This window comes from Psychrosphaera sp. 1_MG-2023 (genome assembly GCF_030548245.1).
Taxonomy (GTDB): domain Bacteria; phylum Pseudomonadota; class Gammaproteobacteria; order Enterobacterales; family Alteromonadaceae; genus Psychrosphaera; species Psychrosphaera algicola.
Map to the genome: position 1 here is coordinate 33,994 of NZ_JAUORW010000005.1, position 18,383 is coordinate 52,376.

17 protein-coding genes are annotated in these 18,383 nt (G+C 40.9%); 6 read left to right on the forward strand and 11 right to left on the reverse strand.

From position 1 onward, the window contains the following. Window positions 1-156: 156 nt before the first annotated feature. Window positions 157-1,638, reverse strand: a complete 1,482-nt coding sequence (ilvC, locus tag Q4575_RS05720) for a ketol-acid reductoisomerase (RefSeq protein WP_303521670.1) — start codon at window positions 1,636-1,638, stop codon at window positions 157-159. Window positions 1,639-1,789: 151 nt separating this feature from the next. Between ilvC and ilvY the strand changes: the two genes are divergently transcribed. Beyond that, the gene (ilvY, locus tag Q4575_RS05725; RefSeq protein ID WP_215964582.1) at window positions 1,790-2,671 is read left to right on the forward strand and encodes an HTH-type transcriptional activator IlvY; all 882 of its coding nucleotides are present in this window, start codon (window positions 1,790-1,792) and stop codon (window positions 2,669-2,671) included. Between the two features lie 129 nt (window positions 2,672-2,800). On the opposite strand, the gene Q4575_RS05730 is transcribed toward ilvY, so the two are convergent. The 5 genes from Q4575_RS05730 to coaD all read right to left on the reverse strand — a co-directional run bounded on the left by Q4575_RS05730 (window position 2,801) and on the right by coaD (window position 8,697). Continuing rightward, window positions 2,801-4,375, reverse strand: a complete 1,575-nt coding sequence (locus tag Q4575_RS05730; RefSeq protein ID WP_303521671.1) for a hypothetical protein — start codon at window positions 4,373-4,375, stop codon at window positions 2,801-2,803. Window positions 4,376-4,385: 10 nt separating this feature from the next. Further along, window positions 4,386-5,714, reverse strand: coding sequence for a conjugal transfer protein TraF (traF, locus tag Q4575_RS05735; RefSeq protein WP_303521672.1), 1,329 nt, complete (start codon window positions 5,712-5,714; stop codon window positions 4,386-4,388). Window positions 5,715-6,016: 302 nt separating this feature from the next. Beyond that, window positions 6,017-6,892, reverse strand: a complete 876-nt coding sequence (locus tag Q4575_RS05740) for a TraB/GumN family protein (RefSeq protein ID WP_303521673.1) — start codon at window positions 6,890-6,892, stop codon at window positions 6,017-6,019. Between the two features lie 47 nt (window positions 6,893-6,939). After that, window positions 6,940-8,172: a cystathionine gamma-synthase family protein gene (locus tag Q4575_RS05745; protein WP_303521674.1), complete on the reverse strand. Its 1,233-nt coding sequence runs from the start codon at window positions 8,170-8,172 to the stop codon at window positions 6,940-6,942. Window positions 8,173-8,202: 30 nt separating this feature from the next. Beyond that, window positions 8,203-8,697: a pantetheine-phosphate adenylyltransferase gene (coaD, locus tag Q4575_RS05750; RefSeq protein WP_303521841.1), complete on the reverse strand. Its 495-nt coding sequence runs from the start codon at window positions 8,695-8,697 to the stop codon at window positions 8,203-8,205. 392 nt (window positions 8,698-9,089) lie between these two features. On the opposite strand from coaD, the gene Q4575_RS05755 reads away from it, so the two are divergent. The 3 genes from Q4575_RS05755 to hldE all read left to right on the forward strand — a co-directional run bounded on the left by Q4575_RS05755 (window position 9,090) and on the right by hldE (window position 11,951). Next, window positions 9,090-9,746: a TetR/AcrR family transcriptional regulator gene (locus Q4575_RS05755; RefSeq protein WP_215964577.1), complete on the forward strand. Its 657-nt coding sequence runs from the start codon at window positions 9,090-9,092 to the stop codon at window positions 9,744-9,746. 2 nt (window positions 9,747-9,748) lie between these two features. After that, window positions 9,749-10,330, forward strand: a complete 582-nt coding sequence (locus tag Q4575_RS05760) for an SIS domain-containing protein (protein ID WP_303521675.1) — start codon at window positions 9,749-9,751, stop codon at window positions 10,328-10,330. Between the two features lie 166 nt (window positions 10,331-10,496). Further along, window positions 10,497-11,951, forward strand: a complete 1,455-nt coding sequence (gene hldE / locus Q4575_RS05765; RefSeq protein WP_303521676.1) for a bifunctional D-glycero-beta-D-manno-heptose-7-phosphate kinase/D-glycero-beta-D-manno-heptose 1-phosphate adenylyltransferase HldE — start codon at window positions 10,497-10,499, stop codon at window positions 11,949-11,951. A 14-nt stretch (window positions 11,952-11,965) separates the two neighbouring features. Here hldE and Q4575_RS05770 read toward each other — a convergent pair whose 3' ends face one another. The 3 genes from Q4575_RS05770 to Q4575_RS05780 are packed head-to-tail and all read right to left on the reverse strand — an operon-like array spanning window position 11,966 to window position 15,236. Continuing rightward, entirely contained in the window at window positions 11,966-13,084 is a 1,119-nt protein-coding gene (locus Q4575_RS05770) for a DNA alkylation repair protein (RefSeq protein WP_303521677.1), read from the reverse strand. Then, window positions 13,081-14,487: a 3-deoxy-D-manno-octulosonic acid transferase gene (locus Q4575_RS05775; protein WP_303521679.1), complete on the reverse strand. Its 1,407-nt coding sequence runs from the start codon at window positions 14,485-14,487 to the stop codon at window positions 13,081-13,083. The genes Q4575_RS05770 and Q4575_RS05775 overlap by 4 nt, the downstream gene beginning before the upstream one ends. Next, on the reverse strand, window positions 14,484-15,236 hold the full coding sequence (locus tag Q4575_RS05780; RefSeq protein ID WP_303521680.1) for a 3-deoxy-D-manno-octulosonic acid kinase: 753 nt from the start codon (window positions 15,234-15,236) through the stop codon (window positions 14,484-14,486). The genes Q4575_RS05775 and Q4575_RS05780 overlap by 4 nt, the downstream gene beginning before the upstream one ends. A 96-nt stretch (window positions 15,237-15,332) precedes the next feature. Between Q4575_RS05780 and Q4575_RS05785 the strand changes: the two genes are divergently transcribed. Both Q4575_RS05785 and gmhB read left to right on the forward strand, forming a co-directional pair. After that, entirely contained in the window at window positions 15,333-16,394 is a 1,062-nt protein-coding gene (locus Q4575_RS05785; protein WP_215964571.1) for a glycosyltransferase family 9 protein, read from the forward strand. After that, window positions 16,391-16,939 (forward strand): D-glycero-beta-D-manno-heptose 1,7-bisphosphate 7-phosphatase, encoded by a 549-nt coding sequence (gmhB, locus tag Q4575_RS05790; RefSeq protein ID WP_303521681.1) that lies wholly within the window; start codon window positions 16,391-16,393, stop codon window positions 16,937-16,939. Before Q4575_RS05785 ends, gmhB begins: the two co-directional genes overlap by 4 nt. 90 nt (window positions 16,940-17,029) lie before the next feature. On the opposite strand, the gene Q4575_RS05795 is transcribed toward gmhB, so the two are convergent. Further along, window positions 17,030-17,737, reverse strand: a complete 708-nt coding sequence (locus tag Q4575_RS05795) for an aspartate/glutamate racemase family protein (protein WP_303521682.1) — start codon at window positions 17,735-17,737, stop codon at window positions 17,030-17,032. 26 nt (window positions 17,738-17,763) lie between these two features. Next, window positions 17,764-18,156: a DUF3224 domain-containing protein gene (locus Q4575_RS05800; RefSeq protein WP_215964568.1), complete on the reverse strand. Its 393-nt coding sequence runs from the start codon at window positions 18,154-18,156 to the stop codon at window positions 17,764-17,766. Window positions 18,157-18,383 lie beyond the last annotated feature (227 nt).

Sequence of the window (18,383 nt, forward strand, 5' to 3'; positions counted from 1 at the left end):
TCTCTAATATTCTTTTGTTACGTTCGCTGCTCGAAGATTCGAACAATGAAATAAGTGTCATTAGTTTTTACGATTTACAGCTCTATATGTCAAATAAATCGCCAACAACACTTAGTTCATTTAATTATAAGTCTAACGCAATCCAATATATAAAAGTTATACAGTTTGGATTTGTTTCATGTCAGTCATATAACCACGTAATTCTTTACCAATTTTTTCAACTGGGTGATTACGCATAGCGTCGTTAACTTTTGCTAACGTTACGTTGTCTACTTTATTGTCCGCGATATCCAAACCTTTACCCATTAATTCTAGGCTTAAGTTAGGCATAACGTGCTCACGGAACATTGGAATTGCCGCGTTCGCGAACAAGTAGTTTCCGTACTCTGCAGTGTCTGAGATTACAACGTTCATTTCGTATAGACGTTTACGAGCAATTGTATTTGAGATTAACGGCGTCTCGTGTAATGACTCGTAGTAAGCTGATTCAGGTAAGATACCTGCTTCAACCATTACGTCAAACGCGATTTCTACGCCAGCTTTAATACAGGCAACTAAGAAGATGCCTTTATCAAAGAACTCTTGCTCAGTGATGTTGTGGTCAACTTTAGGTGCTTTTTCAAAACCAGTCTGGCCCGTTTCTTCACGCCATTTTAATAAGTTTGCGTCACCATTGTCCCAGTCTGCCATCATAGTGCGTGAGAACTCGCCGCTGATGATGTCGTCTTGATGTTTTTCAAACAATGGGCGGAATAATGTAGTGAATTCGTCAGCAAGTTCACATGCTTTTAATTTAGCAGGGTTTGTTAGACGGTCCATCATGTGCGATACACCACCAATCTTCATTGCTTCGGTGATCACTTCTAAACCAAATTGAATTAGGTTAGCCGCATATCCTGCGTCCATGCCTTCAGCAACCATTTTTTCGTAAGCAACAACTGCAGCTGCTTGTTGCATACCACATAGAATAGTTTGCTCACCCATTAGGTCAGATTTAACTTCTGCTACAAAAGAAGACTCAAGTACACCAGCGCGGTCGCCGCCAGTTGCTGATGCTAACGCTTTAGCGATATCCCAGCCTTTGCCTTCAGGATCGTTTGCAGCATGAACCGCGATTAGTGTTGGAACACCAAAACCACGTTTGTATTCTTCACGTACTTCAGTACCTGGGCATTTAGGCGCACACATAACAACAGTTAGGTCTTCGCGAATTTGTTTGCCTTCTTCAACGATGTTAAAACCGTGAGAGTAACCTAAAGTCGCACCTTGCTTCATAAGAGGCATAATCGCGTCAACAACAGCTGAATGCTGTTTATCTGGCGTTAAGTTATAAACTAAATCAGCAGTAGGAATAAGTTCTTCGTAAGTTCCAACTGTAAAGCCATTGTCGCTTGCACGTACAAATGATTCACGTTTTTCGTCGATTGCAGCTTGGCGTAGCGTATAAGAAACGTCAAGACCAGAGTCACGCATGTTCAAACCTTGGTTTAGACCTTGAGCGCCACAGCCCACGATGACAATCTTTTTACCTTTAAGAGCGTCACATCCAGCACTGAACTCACTGCGATCCATAAAACGACATACGCCTAATTGAGCCAGTTGCTCGCGTAAAGGTAAGGTATTAAAGTAATTAGCCATGGGGTTTCCTATATATTTAGCTACTTTACTCACACTAAAGTGAGTTTTTTTGATGGAAGTGACTATAGGATTAATTCATTATTGCGTAAATTGATATATACTCAACCAATCATTGCGATTAATGAAATGCTATATAAGTTAGAACAATATTATGGATTTAAAAGAATTAAACGCGTTTTTACATCTTTGTCAGAGTAAACATTTTGCCACTACAGCTGATGCAATGTTTTTGAGTCCGTCGACCTTAAGTCGCATGATCCAAAGGCTTGAACAGGAAATTGGTGAGGCTTTATTCATTCGTGACAACCGAAAAGTCGAACTCACTAACGCCGGATTTAAAACCCGTGAATTTGCCGCGACGACATTGGCAAATTGGCATCACTTGCAGCAAAGTCTAAAACAAAAAAGTGAGCAATTAACCGGGACGTTAAGAATATTTTGTACTGTGACCGCAGCATATGAGTTTTTACCAACGTTAATTGAACGATTTTCTGAAGCTCACCCACATGTCGATTTAAAGATAATAACAGGTGATGCGGCACAAACACTGACGTTAATTGACGATGGTCACGTCGATATTGCAATTGCTGCATTGCGTGATGGGCAATCAAGTAAGTACTTTTTTCAATCCTTGCAGGAAGTACCACTTAAAATCATAGGCCCAAACACGAACAGTGATTTAGCCATCGCAATACAATCTGAAGACATTGACTGGCAGTCGTTACCTTTTGTCATGCCAGAGTCTGGACCAATTCGGTTTAAGTTTGAAAAATGGCTAAAATCTATGAACATTAAGCCAAATATTTATGCCAGCGTTTCTGGGCATGAAGCCCTAGTGAGCATGGTCGCCCTAGGGTGTGGCGTGAGCATAGCACCGCAATTGGTTATTGATGCAAGTCCAGTGAAAAGTAAAATATCGGTGTTAAAACCTAACGTAAATCCGGAACCTTTTGAACTGGGCGTATGTTGTCACAACAATAAAAAGACCAATGAAATTGTTGCTGCGTTTTTGACTTGCGCATTAAAAGAATAGCCTGAATACCAGTTCTGTTTTAGCCATTTTATTGGTTCTAAATTTTGGATACTAAAAAGCCGCAATCTCTTATAAGAAATTGCGGCTTTTTTATTTCACACTGACATTAAATCGTGTGAAGCCCCCGGATTAATCTCCCAGAGTTGCAGAACAGTCATCATTAGAGACTGGCACAGGCAATGCGTTAGTATCGTCGTTGGCGATTAAACCATTGTTACTATACCAACTCACGTTTTCACCGCCGTAACTAAAGCTGTATTTTTGGCGCTGTTCGGCGTCTAAGCCTTTACTTGCCAATACAACATCATAGTTACCACCACCAAACGTTAGAGTAACAACCATGCTTTTTGCATCAATGTTAAACCAATTGCCGGCAGTATTAACGTCTTCAAGATCAAAATCTGAATCATCAAGTTCTGACTGGTCAGTTGTGGTATAAGTTAAACATGTAACTAAGGTACCAGAAGAACTGCCTTCAGTACCTTTGAAGAAGATATGGAATGCGCCACTGGCGTCTTCATCTTCATAGTTAATTGATAACTGCTTGTCGATTGGGTCCCCTAAGTTTTGAGGATCGACAACAACCAACGAATCATAGTCAGTTGAATCATCAATTTTAGTCTTAGCTAAACCTTGGAAATCGGCATTTACATTAGACAAGGTTTGATTCAAGTTTGAACCAGGATCACCAAGTTCATTAACAATCGTATCCACTTCGTCCGATTCTGCTTTTTCATAAACGATTTTAGTGGTAACAAGCTCAACACCAAGTAGGTTTTGATTTAAGTTATCAAACGTGGTTTCGCTCGAAAACGATGTGCCAATAACACCCAGTATGACTTTTGCTCCATTTACTGCTGCAACTATGTCTTCTGGAGCAACCGCTGCATTAGAAAGGCCCGCGCCAACATAAAGGTCGATGGCAGTTTGCTCTGCCGCCTCAAACGCTGCAAATAGATCAGCTTCAGTCCAAACACCATCCGCCGGAGCATTGTTAACTAAACCTTTGTAAACAAGTTCATAACTGTTACTTGGTAAATCTGAATCTTCACCAAACTCAGTGTAAACACTATCAACAACTTCAGAAAATGCGGTCGCGACTTTATGCAACCCTAGCGCTTTACCTGTTAACGCAGAAGAGAACTCGTCTTCACTTAAAAAATCGACGTCTAAGTCAGATTCTGTAATGCCTAAATCAGCTAACAGTTTTTCTTTGTCTTCTGCTGCGGCTAACGCCGTTGTTAGTGGAGATACAACGCTATTGTTCACAACACCTGTTGTTGAAACCTTCACTTCTCGAGAAAGACTCCCTGTAAAAGGTTCGCCTGTTGCAACGTCAAAGCCGCCATAAGTACGGATAAGAACGTCGGAGTCAGCTAAAACTGAATTCAAGCAATGACGTGATTCATTTTCTGGAGCGCCTTCGCGGCAATAATTCACACCTTCTTTAGATTCAGAAAAATAACCATCCTTATCGGTAATCGCATAAGGTTCGCCAGCATTGCGTCGATTATTTCTGTTTAGATCAATATAGATAGTTGCGCCAGCAAGATAACCATCAATTAAACGGCCACCAAAAGCTGATTTAGCAGAAGAATCACCAACATCTGGGTCATCTGCATTACACGCTTGAAGTCCAACCAACGCTGTTGTAACACAGGTTGCTAAAAACAATTTTTTCATATTTTTTGTCTTGATACTCATAGTCGAACTCCTAAAACTTCTCTTCGATACCAATGTTGAAACCAAATACTCGAGGAATTTCACTTCCGTCAACTTCAATGGTTTCTAAACTCATGGTCAAATCAATATTGATCATACCTAGCAAAGTTGTACCGCCACTGACCGTTGTCAATTCAGTCCCAACTAGGTTTTTTGCCGCGCCAAAGCGCAAGCTAGGTAATATGTAACCGTCAGACGAATAACTTGCAGAAACAGAAACGTACTGTGACTCACGACCAATTAAGTCGTAAGTTGAATTTAGTTCTGCAGCTGCTGAAATTAACCAGTTTCGGCTCTCTGTATAAATAGCACCTTCAACAATTGTTTTAGCACTTAATGTTGCCGTTTCACTTAAGGCAATTTCATCAGAGAAAACTTGTTGCGCAATAAAACAATTTGATTGCAATGAGACGGTGTCTAATTCCAAACAGTTTTGACCAATATCGCCATAAGCAAATTCTGGTTCATTCGCATTTAAAATCGTCAAACCGATTTGTGCGTTTGGTGCCGTCCATAACACGCCTAAATCAAATCCGACTTCAGTTGTTGAACCTGTATTGCTGCTAAATTCGTCTTCAATTGCAGTACCAACATCTTCATCGTCGATTAAATTTTGCAATGCAATCAGCTGTTTGTTTAGGCCAATCACATGTAAATTTGCAGTTGCACCGGCGTAAACATTATAGTCGCCCATTTCCGATTCCCAAACGTTGCGGCTATAACCAACAGATGCCGTTAATGCTGCGGCACTTTTGATATAAAACGAACTTGAGGTCAACAGATTGATTTGCTCACTGGCAACTTCAATTTGAATTGGATCATCTAAGAATCGAGCATCTAACATGCCACCAGCAGAAATATCAAATGTAATAACACCGTTAAGTGTTTCACTTCTGAATGCGAAAGGCATAAGGGGAATAGAGAATCCGGCTTGTTGAGTTAAACGACCACTTTGACCAAACTCTGGTAATAAGGCATCAAAGTCGTCTTTCAGTTCTAATGCATCATTAAGGGATAAATCTTCATCCTCTAGTGCATCGGCTAAATCATCGGCTTGGTCTAAAAAGTTGTCAATTGGACCGAGTTCAAGGCGATAGCCAAGTGAACTCATAAAGCCCATACGTACTTTTTCGTCCATTCCAACTAATAACTCGCCGGCTGCTGGATTAATCGTAGAAGATAAAATGGTACCTGGGTGACTCACTTTACCTAATGTCGACAGGGCTCCCGGTGTATACGTCGGATTGGCAGCTAAAACACCTGCTGAACAGGTCATTAGACACGCAATAGCGATACGGGAAAGCGTCGGATGTTTTTTCATAGAAACTTCCTTAAAAATTGTTGTTTAAATGCAAATATATACGAACAAGCAAACGTATTCGCTTGCAGCAAAAGTAATGTTAAGTGCCAATGATTTTTTTTGTTATTAGGCAAGGTGACTTGAGGCTTCATGTTAAACAGCAATTATGTCAATCGATTTAACAGAGTTATGGATAATATCATCATATTTGATCGTATTCCTTTTAATAGCCCTACTACACATTTTTGTTTTCACTAAAAATGAGCCACGCCCTTCAGTATAGTCAAAGTTTGTTACAAATGAACAAGCAATACGCAACTTTATTAGGGAATAATGTTTTTAGGATCTTGTTTGTACATTGAAAACTTTGATTTTAAAAGCTTTTTAACACTGTTCGGTCCAGCAAAATGTAACGAACCTACAGCCACCATTACAGAATTATTTGCTAATAATTGGTTTAATTGCGGAACCCAGTTGTGATTTCGTTCCACTAAAAGCACTTGTTCAGCGGCCTTATCGAATTCGGATTTATTAAGCGTATGGCTATATATTTCTTCAAATGCCGCCATGTCACCAGCAATCCAGGCATCCATCATTTGGATTGGTAAATCGACATTGGTTTCGATTTCATCAATGGTATCTAAAATCAAATCGTCCTGATTGATATTAGGATATCGTTTAAACAAATCGTCAAACATTCTTAGCTGTTGCTCGAACGTTTCTAATCCAATGATTTTTTTGCCCTGTCGACGCGCATAGTTGACTATCTGTACATCAACGCCACGGTCGGCGTTTAAGCCCTGCATTTCATAAGTCAGTTGCACCAACATCAATGACAAAAACCACGGCCTAAATTGTTCTACTGTATTAATATCAACGTTGAATTCAAGAAGGACCTTAGCGAGTTTGCGGTATACCGGAGACGACAATACAGTTTGCAGAGATTCATCAGCGGGCAACATGCCTAACTTCGCCATTAGAAACTCTCGCTGGTAGGTCGATGTGGAACTTGGATCAAACTCAACAACAATAACTTCGACCTGATCAATTGCTTTTTTAATCTCAATGGGCAAATCACGTAGGCGAATATCACCCACATGAATGGTACCAACCAAATAGTCATCGCCATTATCCGCTTTATTATCCCAAAGCGGAACGGCTTGTACGCCACTTGAGGCGATTAGCCCGCAAAAATTCAACAGTACTACTAGTAGGCCGTAGGACAAGTATTTCAAGCACATCCTCATTAGCAATTTGTTAACGCATTTGAAAAATCAGCAATTAAGTCTTTTTCATCTTCAATGCCAACTGACATTCTAATCATGTTTTCGCTGATCCCTGCACGTTGTCTATTTTCTATACCCATCTCCCAGAATATCGTCTGAGCGACTGGCAACGCTAACGTTCGGTTATCACCTAAATGGGTGGCTGAAATAACAGTGGTTAACTCGGATAAAAGTTTGACCGGATCAATATCCGCTACTGGGTCGAAGCTCACAATTGCGCCAAAATGTTTAAAATGCTTTTTAGCTAACTCATGTTGAGGATGCCCCGCTAACCCGGGGTAATAAACCTTTGCTATTTTAGGATGTTGTGCCAAATATTCGGCCAAAGCCAACGCATTAGAACACGCTCGGTCCATACGCAATGCCATGGTTTCAGCGCCAACAGCGATCATTTGAGCACTGTCAGATGACAAGCATGCTCCAAAATCCCTTAACCCTTTTTTCTTAATTTGAGTCATCACTTGAGCTTCAGATTTGAGGTGTCGAAAAGAGTCCAAGATGTTACTAAAATCCTGCCAATTATATTGCCCGGTTTCAATCACTGCCCCAGCCGTCACGGTACCGTGGCCACTGACATACTTTGTTAGCGAACATGTGATTAAACTCGCACCGACCTCTTTGGCTTTAAACAAGTAACTTGGTGTCATTGTGTTGTCGACCACAAACGGTATGTTGCGTTTTTTGCAGAGTGCGCCAATCGCAGACAGGTCAGCTATTTGCGTTACAGGATTCGCAATCGTTTCGGTAAAAACAAATTTGGTATTGTCTTTAATTGCGGCTTCTACGAGTGCAACGTCGGTGACATCAACTAGTGTTGCCTCAATCCCAAATCGTTTAAAAGTATTTAATAAACTAGGAGTATTACCAAATAGAAAGCGACTTGCTACCACATGGTCGCCGGCTTTTAGTAACGTAAAAAATAATGTGCTAATTGCCGCCATACCCGACGCAAAAACTAACGATGAAGTGCCACCTTCCATCTGAGTAATTAGGGATTGCAGGGCATCTGTGGTCGGTGTCGACTGTCTAGCGTATGCATGACCTGCTTGTTTCCCCTGGAAAATATCAACTAAATCTTGAGGGTTGTCGTAACCAAACAACACAGAGTTAACAATGGGATAATGCACCGCACCACTATCTGGGTTAAGTAATCTATCGTGATGTACCGTATCCGTTGTAAAACCTTTACTCATAACACCTTCCTTATAAGTGAACGCTTTTAATTAAAGCTTGGCTTGAAATTTTAAGTTAAGTGCTTGAGCAACACTTGGATGAACAAACTTACTGGCATCGCCGCCATGGGCTGCAACATCTCTCACGATCGTAGAAGATATATGGGCCAATTCACCTCTTGGGGTTAACAAAACACTTTCAAGTCCAACATTAAGCGAGCGATTAATCTCGGCTAATTGCGATTCATATTCAAAGTCAGCAACTGTTCTCACTCCACGAAGTAAAACCGTTGCTTGCTTTTGCACCGCAAACTCAGCCAATAATCCAGAGAAACCTTCCACTGACACTTTATCGATACCAGCTAATGACGCCTGTGCCAACGCAACTCGATCATCTAATGAAAACAGGGGATTTTTTCTGTCGCTCTTCGCTATGGCAACAACAACATGATCAAAAAGGTCTTTTGCTCGATTTACTAAATCGATGTGGCCGTTTGTTAACGGATCAAATGTGCCCGGGTAAATCGCTATTACGCGTTTTTTCATTTCATTCATAGGAGCAAATCTTCAAAGAGTTAAACGCCACTAACATCCTTGAAACTAACGCAAATTTGCGTTTGTGACAGTGATAACCAGCACGTCTGATTTAATATTTTACGAACTATAGCAGAATTACATTATCGCAACATACTCGAAATCACCGCGAAAACTTTCATCATGACAAACAAATAAAGCAGGTAAGCGTGAAAAATCTATTACAAATATGATATAAAGAAATGTTAATAGAGCTATTGATCTAAACTTGCGTAAGATAGAGAATGGCTCGATTAGGCTCATTTTATAATCGCTTTTTAAGCGTGACTAAAAATAGCATCGGAATTAAACATTGATACGGAGTGGTATTTGGTCAATTTTTTGGCTGATAACAGAGATTGGATATGAAGACAAAAGATCGCATTATAGAAGCGAGTATTGAGTTATTTAATGCTCAAGGTGAACGCAACGTTACAACAAACCATATAGCTTCACATCTGAACATCAGTCCTGGTAATTTGTACTATCACTTCCGTAACAAAGAAGAAATTATCCGACATATATTCACTAAATACGCAGACCACATGCAGACGTCTTTTGAGCCGGTAAAGCCTAGCCAAGACGCAATGAAGATATTAACCAATTATCTCGACGCTGTATTTAGCGCACTTTATCACTTCAATTTTTTGTACGATAACCTCCCTGTCATCATGGCAAGAGATCCAGAATTAAGAACCCAATACCTGAAAATCCATAATAAAATGATGGAAAAAATTCATCACCTTATCGTGAGTTTGCAAGTTGCCGGCTTAATAAATATCGACAATAACGATATTGATGACTTCGCTAATATCATCAAGCAGCAAGTTACGTTTTGGATCAGTTACATTAAAACGAGTGAAGAAGCGGCAGAGGTTAACAATCCAATTTTGTATCAGGGCCTAACTAAAGTATTATTGTTGTTTAAACCTTATGTCACACCAGATTACCAAGTGGCCGTAGCTGAACTTACAGGTCGCTACAAAGCTTTGGCGACGGGTGAAATCAGCGAGACAGAATAATTATGTTTGACTTAAAACAGTGTTACCGAGACAACTTACAACAACACCTATCGCTTTTTCAAACGATGGAATCTTATTTACCTGAAGTTGAACAACTCGCAATTGAGTGTTTTGACGCACTAGGTAAAGGTGGAAAAATTGTATTTTTTGGCAACGGTGGTAGTGCTGCGGATAGTCAACATTTAGCCGCTGAATTTGTTGTGCGCTTTAAAAAAGAGCGCCGCGCTTTGGCTTCTATTGCACTAACAACAGATACATCAATTCTTACCGCGCATACAAACGACTATGAATTTGATACAGTGTTTGCCCGTCAGGTTCAAGCGTTGATCAAACCAGAAGACGTCGTGATTGGTTTAACCACATCAGGTACTAGCGCCAATATTAACTTAGGCTTAGAAGCAGCAAACGAAATAGGTGCCTATACAGTGGCATTTACTGGTCGTGACGGCGGACAAGTTAAAGACATCGCTAAGTTACCTATCATTATTAAAAACGACATAACCGCGCGCATTCAAGAAGCACATATGTTCATTGGTCACTGGTTGTGCGAAGTCATTGACGAATTAGTCACCCAAGACGACTAACATTACGAATCAAATCGCTGGTTGGCATGACGATTCAATTGCGAATTAATGCAACAAGCTGCAGTACACATTCAACTAATCTTTTACCAAATCCGGCTCTCCCCCATTGATATCAGACGGTTTTACGTTATGCTATCCACACTTTTACAGCCAAACCGCAGCTATTATGTTCGACTTATCCGTATTTAAAACCTTATCTCATGTAAAAATCTTAGTGGTTGGCGACGTTATGCTCGACCGATATTGGACCGGCGACTCGTCTCGAATTTCTCCTGAAGCCCCGGTTCCAGTTGTCAAAATTGACAATCTAGACGACAAAGTTGGCGGAGCAGCCAACGTCGCCCGCAATATTGCCCACCTTGACGGGCAAGTGACTTTACTTGGCATTATCGGTGACGATGAAAACGGTGAGCGATTAGAGTCACTGTTAGCTGGTGAACAAATCAAGTCTGCATTGGTTACGCAAACGACCCAACCAACAATTACCAAATTGCGGGTTATCAGCCGTCAGCAACAAGTCGTAAGACTGGATTTTGAAGAAGCATTTGATCAAGCTCATGCTGACGCACTGGAAGTTGCCTTTGAAACCGTATTGCCCGACTTCGATTTTATTGTGTTCTCAGACTACAACAAAGGCACGTTAGCAAATATTAAATCCATGATTGAAAAAGCGCGAACGTCTGGGAAAATGGTCTTTGTTGATCCAAAATCAAAAGACTTAAGTGATTACTCAGGTGCAAACGTAATTACCCCCAATAAAACCGAATTTGTCGCCGCTGGCGGTAAAGTTGCCAACGAACAAGAAATTTGGCAATCGGCACAGGACGTTATTGCGACGCACAATATCGAATCTATATTACTTACGCGCAGCGAACAGGGTATGTCCGCTATATCGGTAACTGAAAAAGTCGATATGCCAGCGCAGGTATTAGAAGTTTCTGACGTAACCGGCGCAGGCGATACCGTTATAGCAACGCTCGCCATGATGATGGCTGCCGGTTTACCGTTAGCAGATGCTGCAAAAGTGGCTAATTTAGCTGCTGGTATTGTTGTGTCTAAACTTGGTGCAGCAACGGTTTCACCTGAAGAATTATACCAAGCCGTAAACAAAAATATGTTTGCGTCAAAACAAGCACATTACCAAACACCGTTTGAAGAAGTGCTCCAGCATATTCAGTTTGCTCGCCAAAGTGGTGAAAAAATTGTCTTCACTAATGGCTGTTTCGACATTCTACATGCGGGACATGTCCACTATTTAGAACAGGCAAAAGCCCTCGGTGATCGCCTAGTGGTCGGTTTAAATAATGACGACTCAATTCGCCGTTTAAAAGGTGAAAATCGTCCGATAAATCCACTGAATGAACGTGCTACTGTTGTCTCAGGTCTTGCTAGTGTTGACTGGGTTATCCCATTTGGCGAACAGTTAGGCGATGGATTTGACGATACGCCTTTTCATCTAATTGATTCAATAAAACCTGATGTATTAGTAAAAGGTGGCGACTATACAATAGACAATATTGTCGGAGCAGATATTGTTCAAAAAAATGGTGGTTTAGTGGCAACTATTGATTTTGTTGATGGTTGTTCAACGACTAAAGTTATCGAAAAAATTAAAGCTTAGTCAGATTGCGGGACTTAAATGGTCAAATCAAAACGTGTTTTTGCGAATATTTGGCCATTAATTTGTACCGCGACCTGATGCTCACCCTTATAATATTTTCGGGTATTAATGGGTTTGATGTGATGCGCCTTATTTAATTTAACGGATTCCCCTGCACGCAATTCCAACGCTTTCCATTTAAATACTTTAGGGGTGAGTTTACCGTTGGCTTTTTGATGATCGATAATAAAATCTAATAATACGCTCAATGCCTTATCACTTTTATTCGTTAATTGCAGGTGCATTTCAAGCCTCTCGTTTAACTGAACGACATCGTTGGCAATCGAAAGCTCAACGACCAAATCATCTGGAACACGGTAACCAAATGTCTCTAGCGTTTTTATGTGACCTTGCTTAATCAAGGTGCGACTTGCATGTTTAATTAACCGTTGACGATTTTTAGAGGCATTTTGGGACCATTGACGCACTACATCTGCAACTAAATCTGGATGATGTTTAGCGATATCGTTTAGATTATTAGCGACACTTCGACGGACATATTCCGACTCATCATCTTTTAATTCTTCAAGTACAAACATGATTAGCGTTGGATTAGCTTTAAATTGAGGAATTTGTTGTGCCCAAGGTAACAATGGCCGACACCCTTCTGTCGCTAATCGACGTACATGGTGGCAAGGATCAACAAGCCAAGAGCGAACAACATCGAGCGTTTTTTCTGGCTGAGCAATAAATAGAGCACGAATACCAAACTCACTGGTGAATCGCTTTGTCATTTGTTTAAGCGCATCTAACGCCATTGGTAAATTCGCCTGCCCTAACTCACCCGCATATTCGCTGTAAGGCAGTATCATCCAACCTGCGACGCCGTGTTCGTCGGTTGTTAAGTCAGTTAGGTCTTGGTTGTCAGAAACCGGTTGCAGTGTCGCCAATAGAACCGCAATCGCCTGTTCAAAATTTTCGGGTAGATACTGCTGCAGTGCGATAAAAACCTGATGACCACGCTCTTTTAACTCATGCTGATCAATATTATGGCTGGCAAGTTGATAAAAACCGTCAGTATCAAAACCTTCGATTTGCAGTGCCAACAAATTTGCACAGTGGCGGATTTTATCTCGGCAAAATACGTTCTTCACTTTTTGTTGTCCCAATTTTCAAGACGTTGATAGAGCGTATTCAAAGTCGTTTTAATTAGCCCAGAGTGGCTTTCCAGCGCTTTCCGGCCAAGTAAACCATCGCTTATTCTTACTGATGTCTCGTTCAACCAATATGACAACTGATGATAAAAATCTTGTTCTTTTTGACACACTAGCAAACCACCGGCTTTTGAAAGCACCTCACAAATTTCGGGGTTGTTATGAATATGTGGCCCCATCAAAACTGGTTTAGCAAATGCTGCTGGCTCGATAGGGTTATGCCCCCCTCGATTAGCAAATGAGCCGCCGACAAATGCCACATCACAGACCGCGTACAATTGACTCAACATCCCCATTTTATCGACAACTAAAACATCATTATCATCGTTCATCCAGCTATGTTGGCTATATTTAATAACATTTAGGCCGTCATTTTTAATAGACTCAAAAACGTCTTCGAAACGCTGAGGGTGGCGTGGGGCAATAACTAGGGCCAAAGTTGGATGCGATTTTTTAAGCTTTTTGTAAGCCTCAACTAATAACGACTCTTCTCCTAAATGGGTACTCCCCCCCAACAAGACGAGGCGCTTGGACAACCCCATGGTCATACGTAGAGCTGCGTATTGTTGGTTGCTCTTCTCATCGATATTATTTTCAGGATCGTTTTCTATATCGAGTATGGGTAAAGTGACATCCAACTTTATGTTGCCAATTAGAAATAAGTTTTCGGGCTTAATGCCCAATAAAAGATAATTGGCTTGGTCGAGTTTGTTTCGAACAAAAACCAAACTCAACTGGCGTATCATGGGTAACCCTAGCCATTTTAATTTTAGATAACCGCGCCTTGTTTTGTCCGTCATGCGACCATTTACAACAATGGTTGGGATAGTTCGGTGATGACACAATCTGATTAAATTTGGCCACAATTCCACTTCCATAATGATCACAAACTGAGGGTTTATTTTATTTAAAAAACCCGCCATCAACGACATTAAATCAAGAGGTAAATAACAATGTTGAATGCGTTCTGCCAAAGGCGAGTCATGCCACGACTGCTTTAAACGTTGAACTTGTTGTTTGCCGGTTTGAGTATTGGAGGTAATAACGAGATGCAACTCTGGCTTATCGATGAGAAGTTGTTTGATAAGCGGGGTCGCAGCGACTACCTCTCCCATAGATGCACAGTGGATGATCGCCTGTTCACCACTATTAAGTTTTAGCCCAAAGGGTAATAAACCAAGTTTACTGCCCCATTGCCAATCTCGTTTTAAGTGATGCGACTTTTTAAAGGGAACATAGTAACACTTGATTAGAAAGGTTTCTTTTAACCAAATAAACAATTCGATTACATAAAACAACATGAGTACGAGAGCATACAACCACCTCGCTAACATGGTTTTCATGAGTTGTAACCTGCCAACAAAGTTTGCCAATCACTTTGCTCAAAATGAAAACACTCATGTAACCTTTTCTCTTTCATTAACGAGCGATACAAGCGCGCCAAATTTTGAGTAGGCCATTTGTCGTCTTTCTCACGGAACTTACAGTTATCGAAATCAATGAGGTATACGTTTTGATTGTTATCAATCAGAATATTATGAATATTTAAATCACTATGGAAGACGTTCTCATCATGAAATCGCTTAATGGTTTTCCCCATCGCAAACCAGGTTTTATCCGCCAAAGTCCCTTCAATCAAATGATGAAAGCCGTCCTTCGTTCCTGCGATGGTCTCTATTAAGATAGCATTGCTACATAAGCTAAACCCATGACGCTGAACACGAGCGGCCACCGGTACAGGCACTGGTAAACCTAAAGCCGACATTTTTGCCAACATTTCTAACTCTAGATAACAGCGAGTTTTCTCAATGCCGGTATAAATGAACTTATCTTTACTCAAGTACCTAACCATGCCGCCGCGATAATAATGACGTAACACCATATTTTTAGTGACGCCCGCATCATCGGTATAATCGATAAAATACGTGGTGAACCGACCTTGGCTACTGCCGGTGATTTTTTTCTGGGAACCCCAAAAATGCGGTTCAAACCAATCAGCTGAGATCAATTGTTTCAGATCAGCTCGCACGTATATGTAATTTGTTGAGTCATTGGATTGTATCCAATCCAATGGAAGGCTCGATTTAGTCAAAAAAGTATCTTTATCATGATTTAATTTGGAATAGAGAGAATCATACATTAGCATTGCGGTTTGACGCCAATTTGATTTAACCAACCGAGAGAAACTATGTCTTTGAAGTCTATTTGCATATTACGCCTTTCCGCCATCGGTGACGTTTGCCATGCGGTAGCCGCTGTGCAAGCCATACAACGACAACATCCAAAAGCAAAAATTGTCTGGGTAATAGGTAAAATAGAACTCATGTTATTAGACGGGTTACCTGGGGTCGAGTTTGTCGTATTTGATAAATCAACGGGAAAACAAGCATTTACCAAGTTGAAACACGATCTTAAACCCTACCACTTTGATGTTTTACTGCATATGCAAGTGGCACTTAGAGCAAATTGGGCAGCAAGATTTATTAAGGCCAAACGAAAAATTGGGTTTGATTGGCAACGAGCAAAAGAATTACACGCCTTATTCACCCGCGAACGAATCAAGCCACAAACTGAACCCCATGTACTGGAAGGTTTTTTTGCTTTTGCAGAAAAAGTCGATGTGCCAGCGTCAGAACTTGAAAATTTGACTTGGAATATTCCCACCAGCGACGACGACAAAGCGTTTGCCGAACAACATATTCCAAAAGATTCAAACACCTTTGTTATAGCGCCTGCGGCCAGTAAAAAAGAGCGAAACTGGTTACCAGATCGATATGCAGCACTTGCCAATTATGCGGCTAGTAAAGGCTTCAAAGTCGCCATTTGCGGCGGTCCAGGTAACGTTGATAGAGAATTGACCGACCAGATTAAGCAGCATATCAAAACAGACGTTGTCGACCTAGTTGGGAAAACGACGTTAAAGCAAATGTTAATGCTGTTAAAAAATGCCAAGCTTGTGCTTGCCCCTGACACTGGGCCTGCTCACATGGCAGTAACACAACATACGCCCGTGATTGGGCTTTATGGCCATTCAAACCCTAAACGAACGGGCCCTTATTTATATCAAGGATACGTCGCTGAAGTTTATCAACAAACGTTGCTAAACAAACATGGCAAAACCCCAAGACATGTAAAATGGGGCACGCGAGTAAAAGGTGACAACATCATGAGCGAAATTAGTATTGAGATGGTGAAAACGCAGTTCGACCGTATCGTTCAAGACTTTAAAATTGAAGTCAAAAAAATATGACCAATAAAATACTCTTTTTAGACCGAGATGGTGTGGTAAATGTCGATCATGGCTATTTGTATGAGCCTGAAAAGTTTGAATTTATTGACGGCGTTTTTGCGGGATGTAAAAAGTTTCAACAGGCTGGTTTTCAAATCATAGTCATCACCAATCAATCAGGGATTGGTCGGGGTTATTACACCGAACAGGATTTTGCTAATTTAAGCTCCTGGATGATTGAGCAATTTGCAAAAAATGGCATCAAAATCTTAGATGTATTTTATTGCCCCCACCACCCTGAAAAAGCGAACCCGCCCTATTTACAGCATTGTGACTGTCGTAAGCCCGCCCCGGGCATGTTGCTGAACGCACAGCAACAACATCAAGTAAATATGGCCAAAAGTATAATGGTGGGAGATAAAGGCTCCGACATGAAAGCTGCGGTTAACGCTGGTGTTGGAAGGAAATTCCTCGTAACGTCGGGACAAGATTTAGCAGAAAGCGATCGCGCTTTAGCAGACAAAGTTTTTTCTAATTTAGAACAACTTGCAGACTTTGTTTGTTAGAGATTTATACACTTATTTGCCATGGTTAAACATTTATCGATTATTATCTTTAACCATAAATCGATGAAAGGCTCTGCGCACTCGGTACATTTATGGCAACAACTCGTTTGCTAACGCCCAATTAACTGCAGCTTCTGCATGAATTTGTGTCGTATCAAACACTTCAATATTGCAATCTTGCTGTGAAACCAACAAACCAATTTCTGTACAGCCAAGTATCACCCCCTGAACACCTTGTTGTTCTAAGTCTGCTATTACATCAAGATAATACAAACGTGACTTTTCATTAATTTCACCACGACATAACTCGTTGTATATAATGTCATGAATTTTTTTACGTTGGTCCGACGGTGGAATATCAACCTGCAACCCAAACTGATCGGTAAGTTTGGCCTTATAAAATGGCTTTTCCATTGTGAACGCGGTGCCTAATAAAGCAATTCTGTCTAGTTTTTTGGCTACAATGGCATCACCCGTTGCATCGGCTATGTGAAGCAGAGGGATTTGAAGCTGACTTTGTATTTGCTCAGCAACTAAATGCATTGTATTGGTCGCGATTAGGATCATATCCGCACCCGCTCGCTCCAACTGTTGCGCTGCGGTTGTTAATAACCGGGCGATTTCAGCCCAATCACCTTGATGTTGTAACGTTTCATATTCCGCAAAATCGACACTATTAATTAGTACCTTGGCCGAATGTAAACCGCCTAACTTCGCCTGAATGCCTCGGTTAATACGTTGATAGTAACCAACGGTCGATTCCCAACTCATGCCACCTAAAATACCAATTGTTTTCATAGTTAATCTACCTGTCTCAAACGTCATTAATTAAGTTCGATTTCAAATTTTGCGCTTCCCGCTTCGCCGGCACCAAATGACCCCTGGCCCGTTGCATTTGCAAACGCGCCCGTACCAGTGTTTTCTACCACAATGAATGTACTAGAGGCGACACCTGCGGAGAATTCACCGGTATGGCTAATGGTAAGAGTCGACTCGACATTGTCTACTATGGTGGTAATTACCTCGAATCCCGTGAACAGAGCATGCGTAGCTGAGGTGTAACACAACAGATATTGCACAACCGATGATCCTTCAATGTCACCTGTGTAGGTTTGTTTTATATCGGCATAACTTACTTTGTGCCCTGCGTCATTCTGAAATTTTGGTTCTTCCTGCCAACCCGCAATTGTAAACTGACCTGTTAAATTCGCTGTCATCCTATTTCCTTTCTCTTCATTTTGATTTTCATTTTGATTTTCATTTTGATTTTCATTTAGTATTTTCTAACATGGACAACTCCATCTATAAGTTTGATACTCCATATTTAAAAACAAGGAACATCTAGTACGTTAGTACCCACTTACAACCAATCAATTAGCGTATTCCATAATTTAATAACCAGTAAATAACAGCTATTACAAGTGCCAAAATTTCGATTAAAACC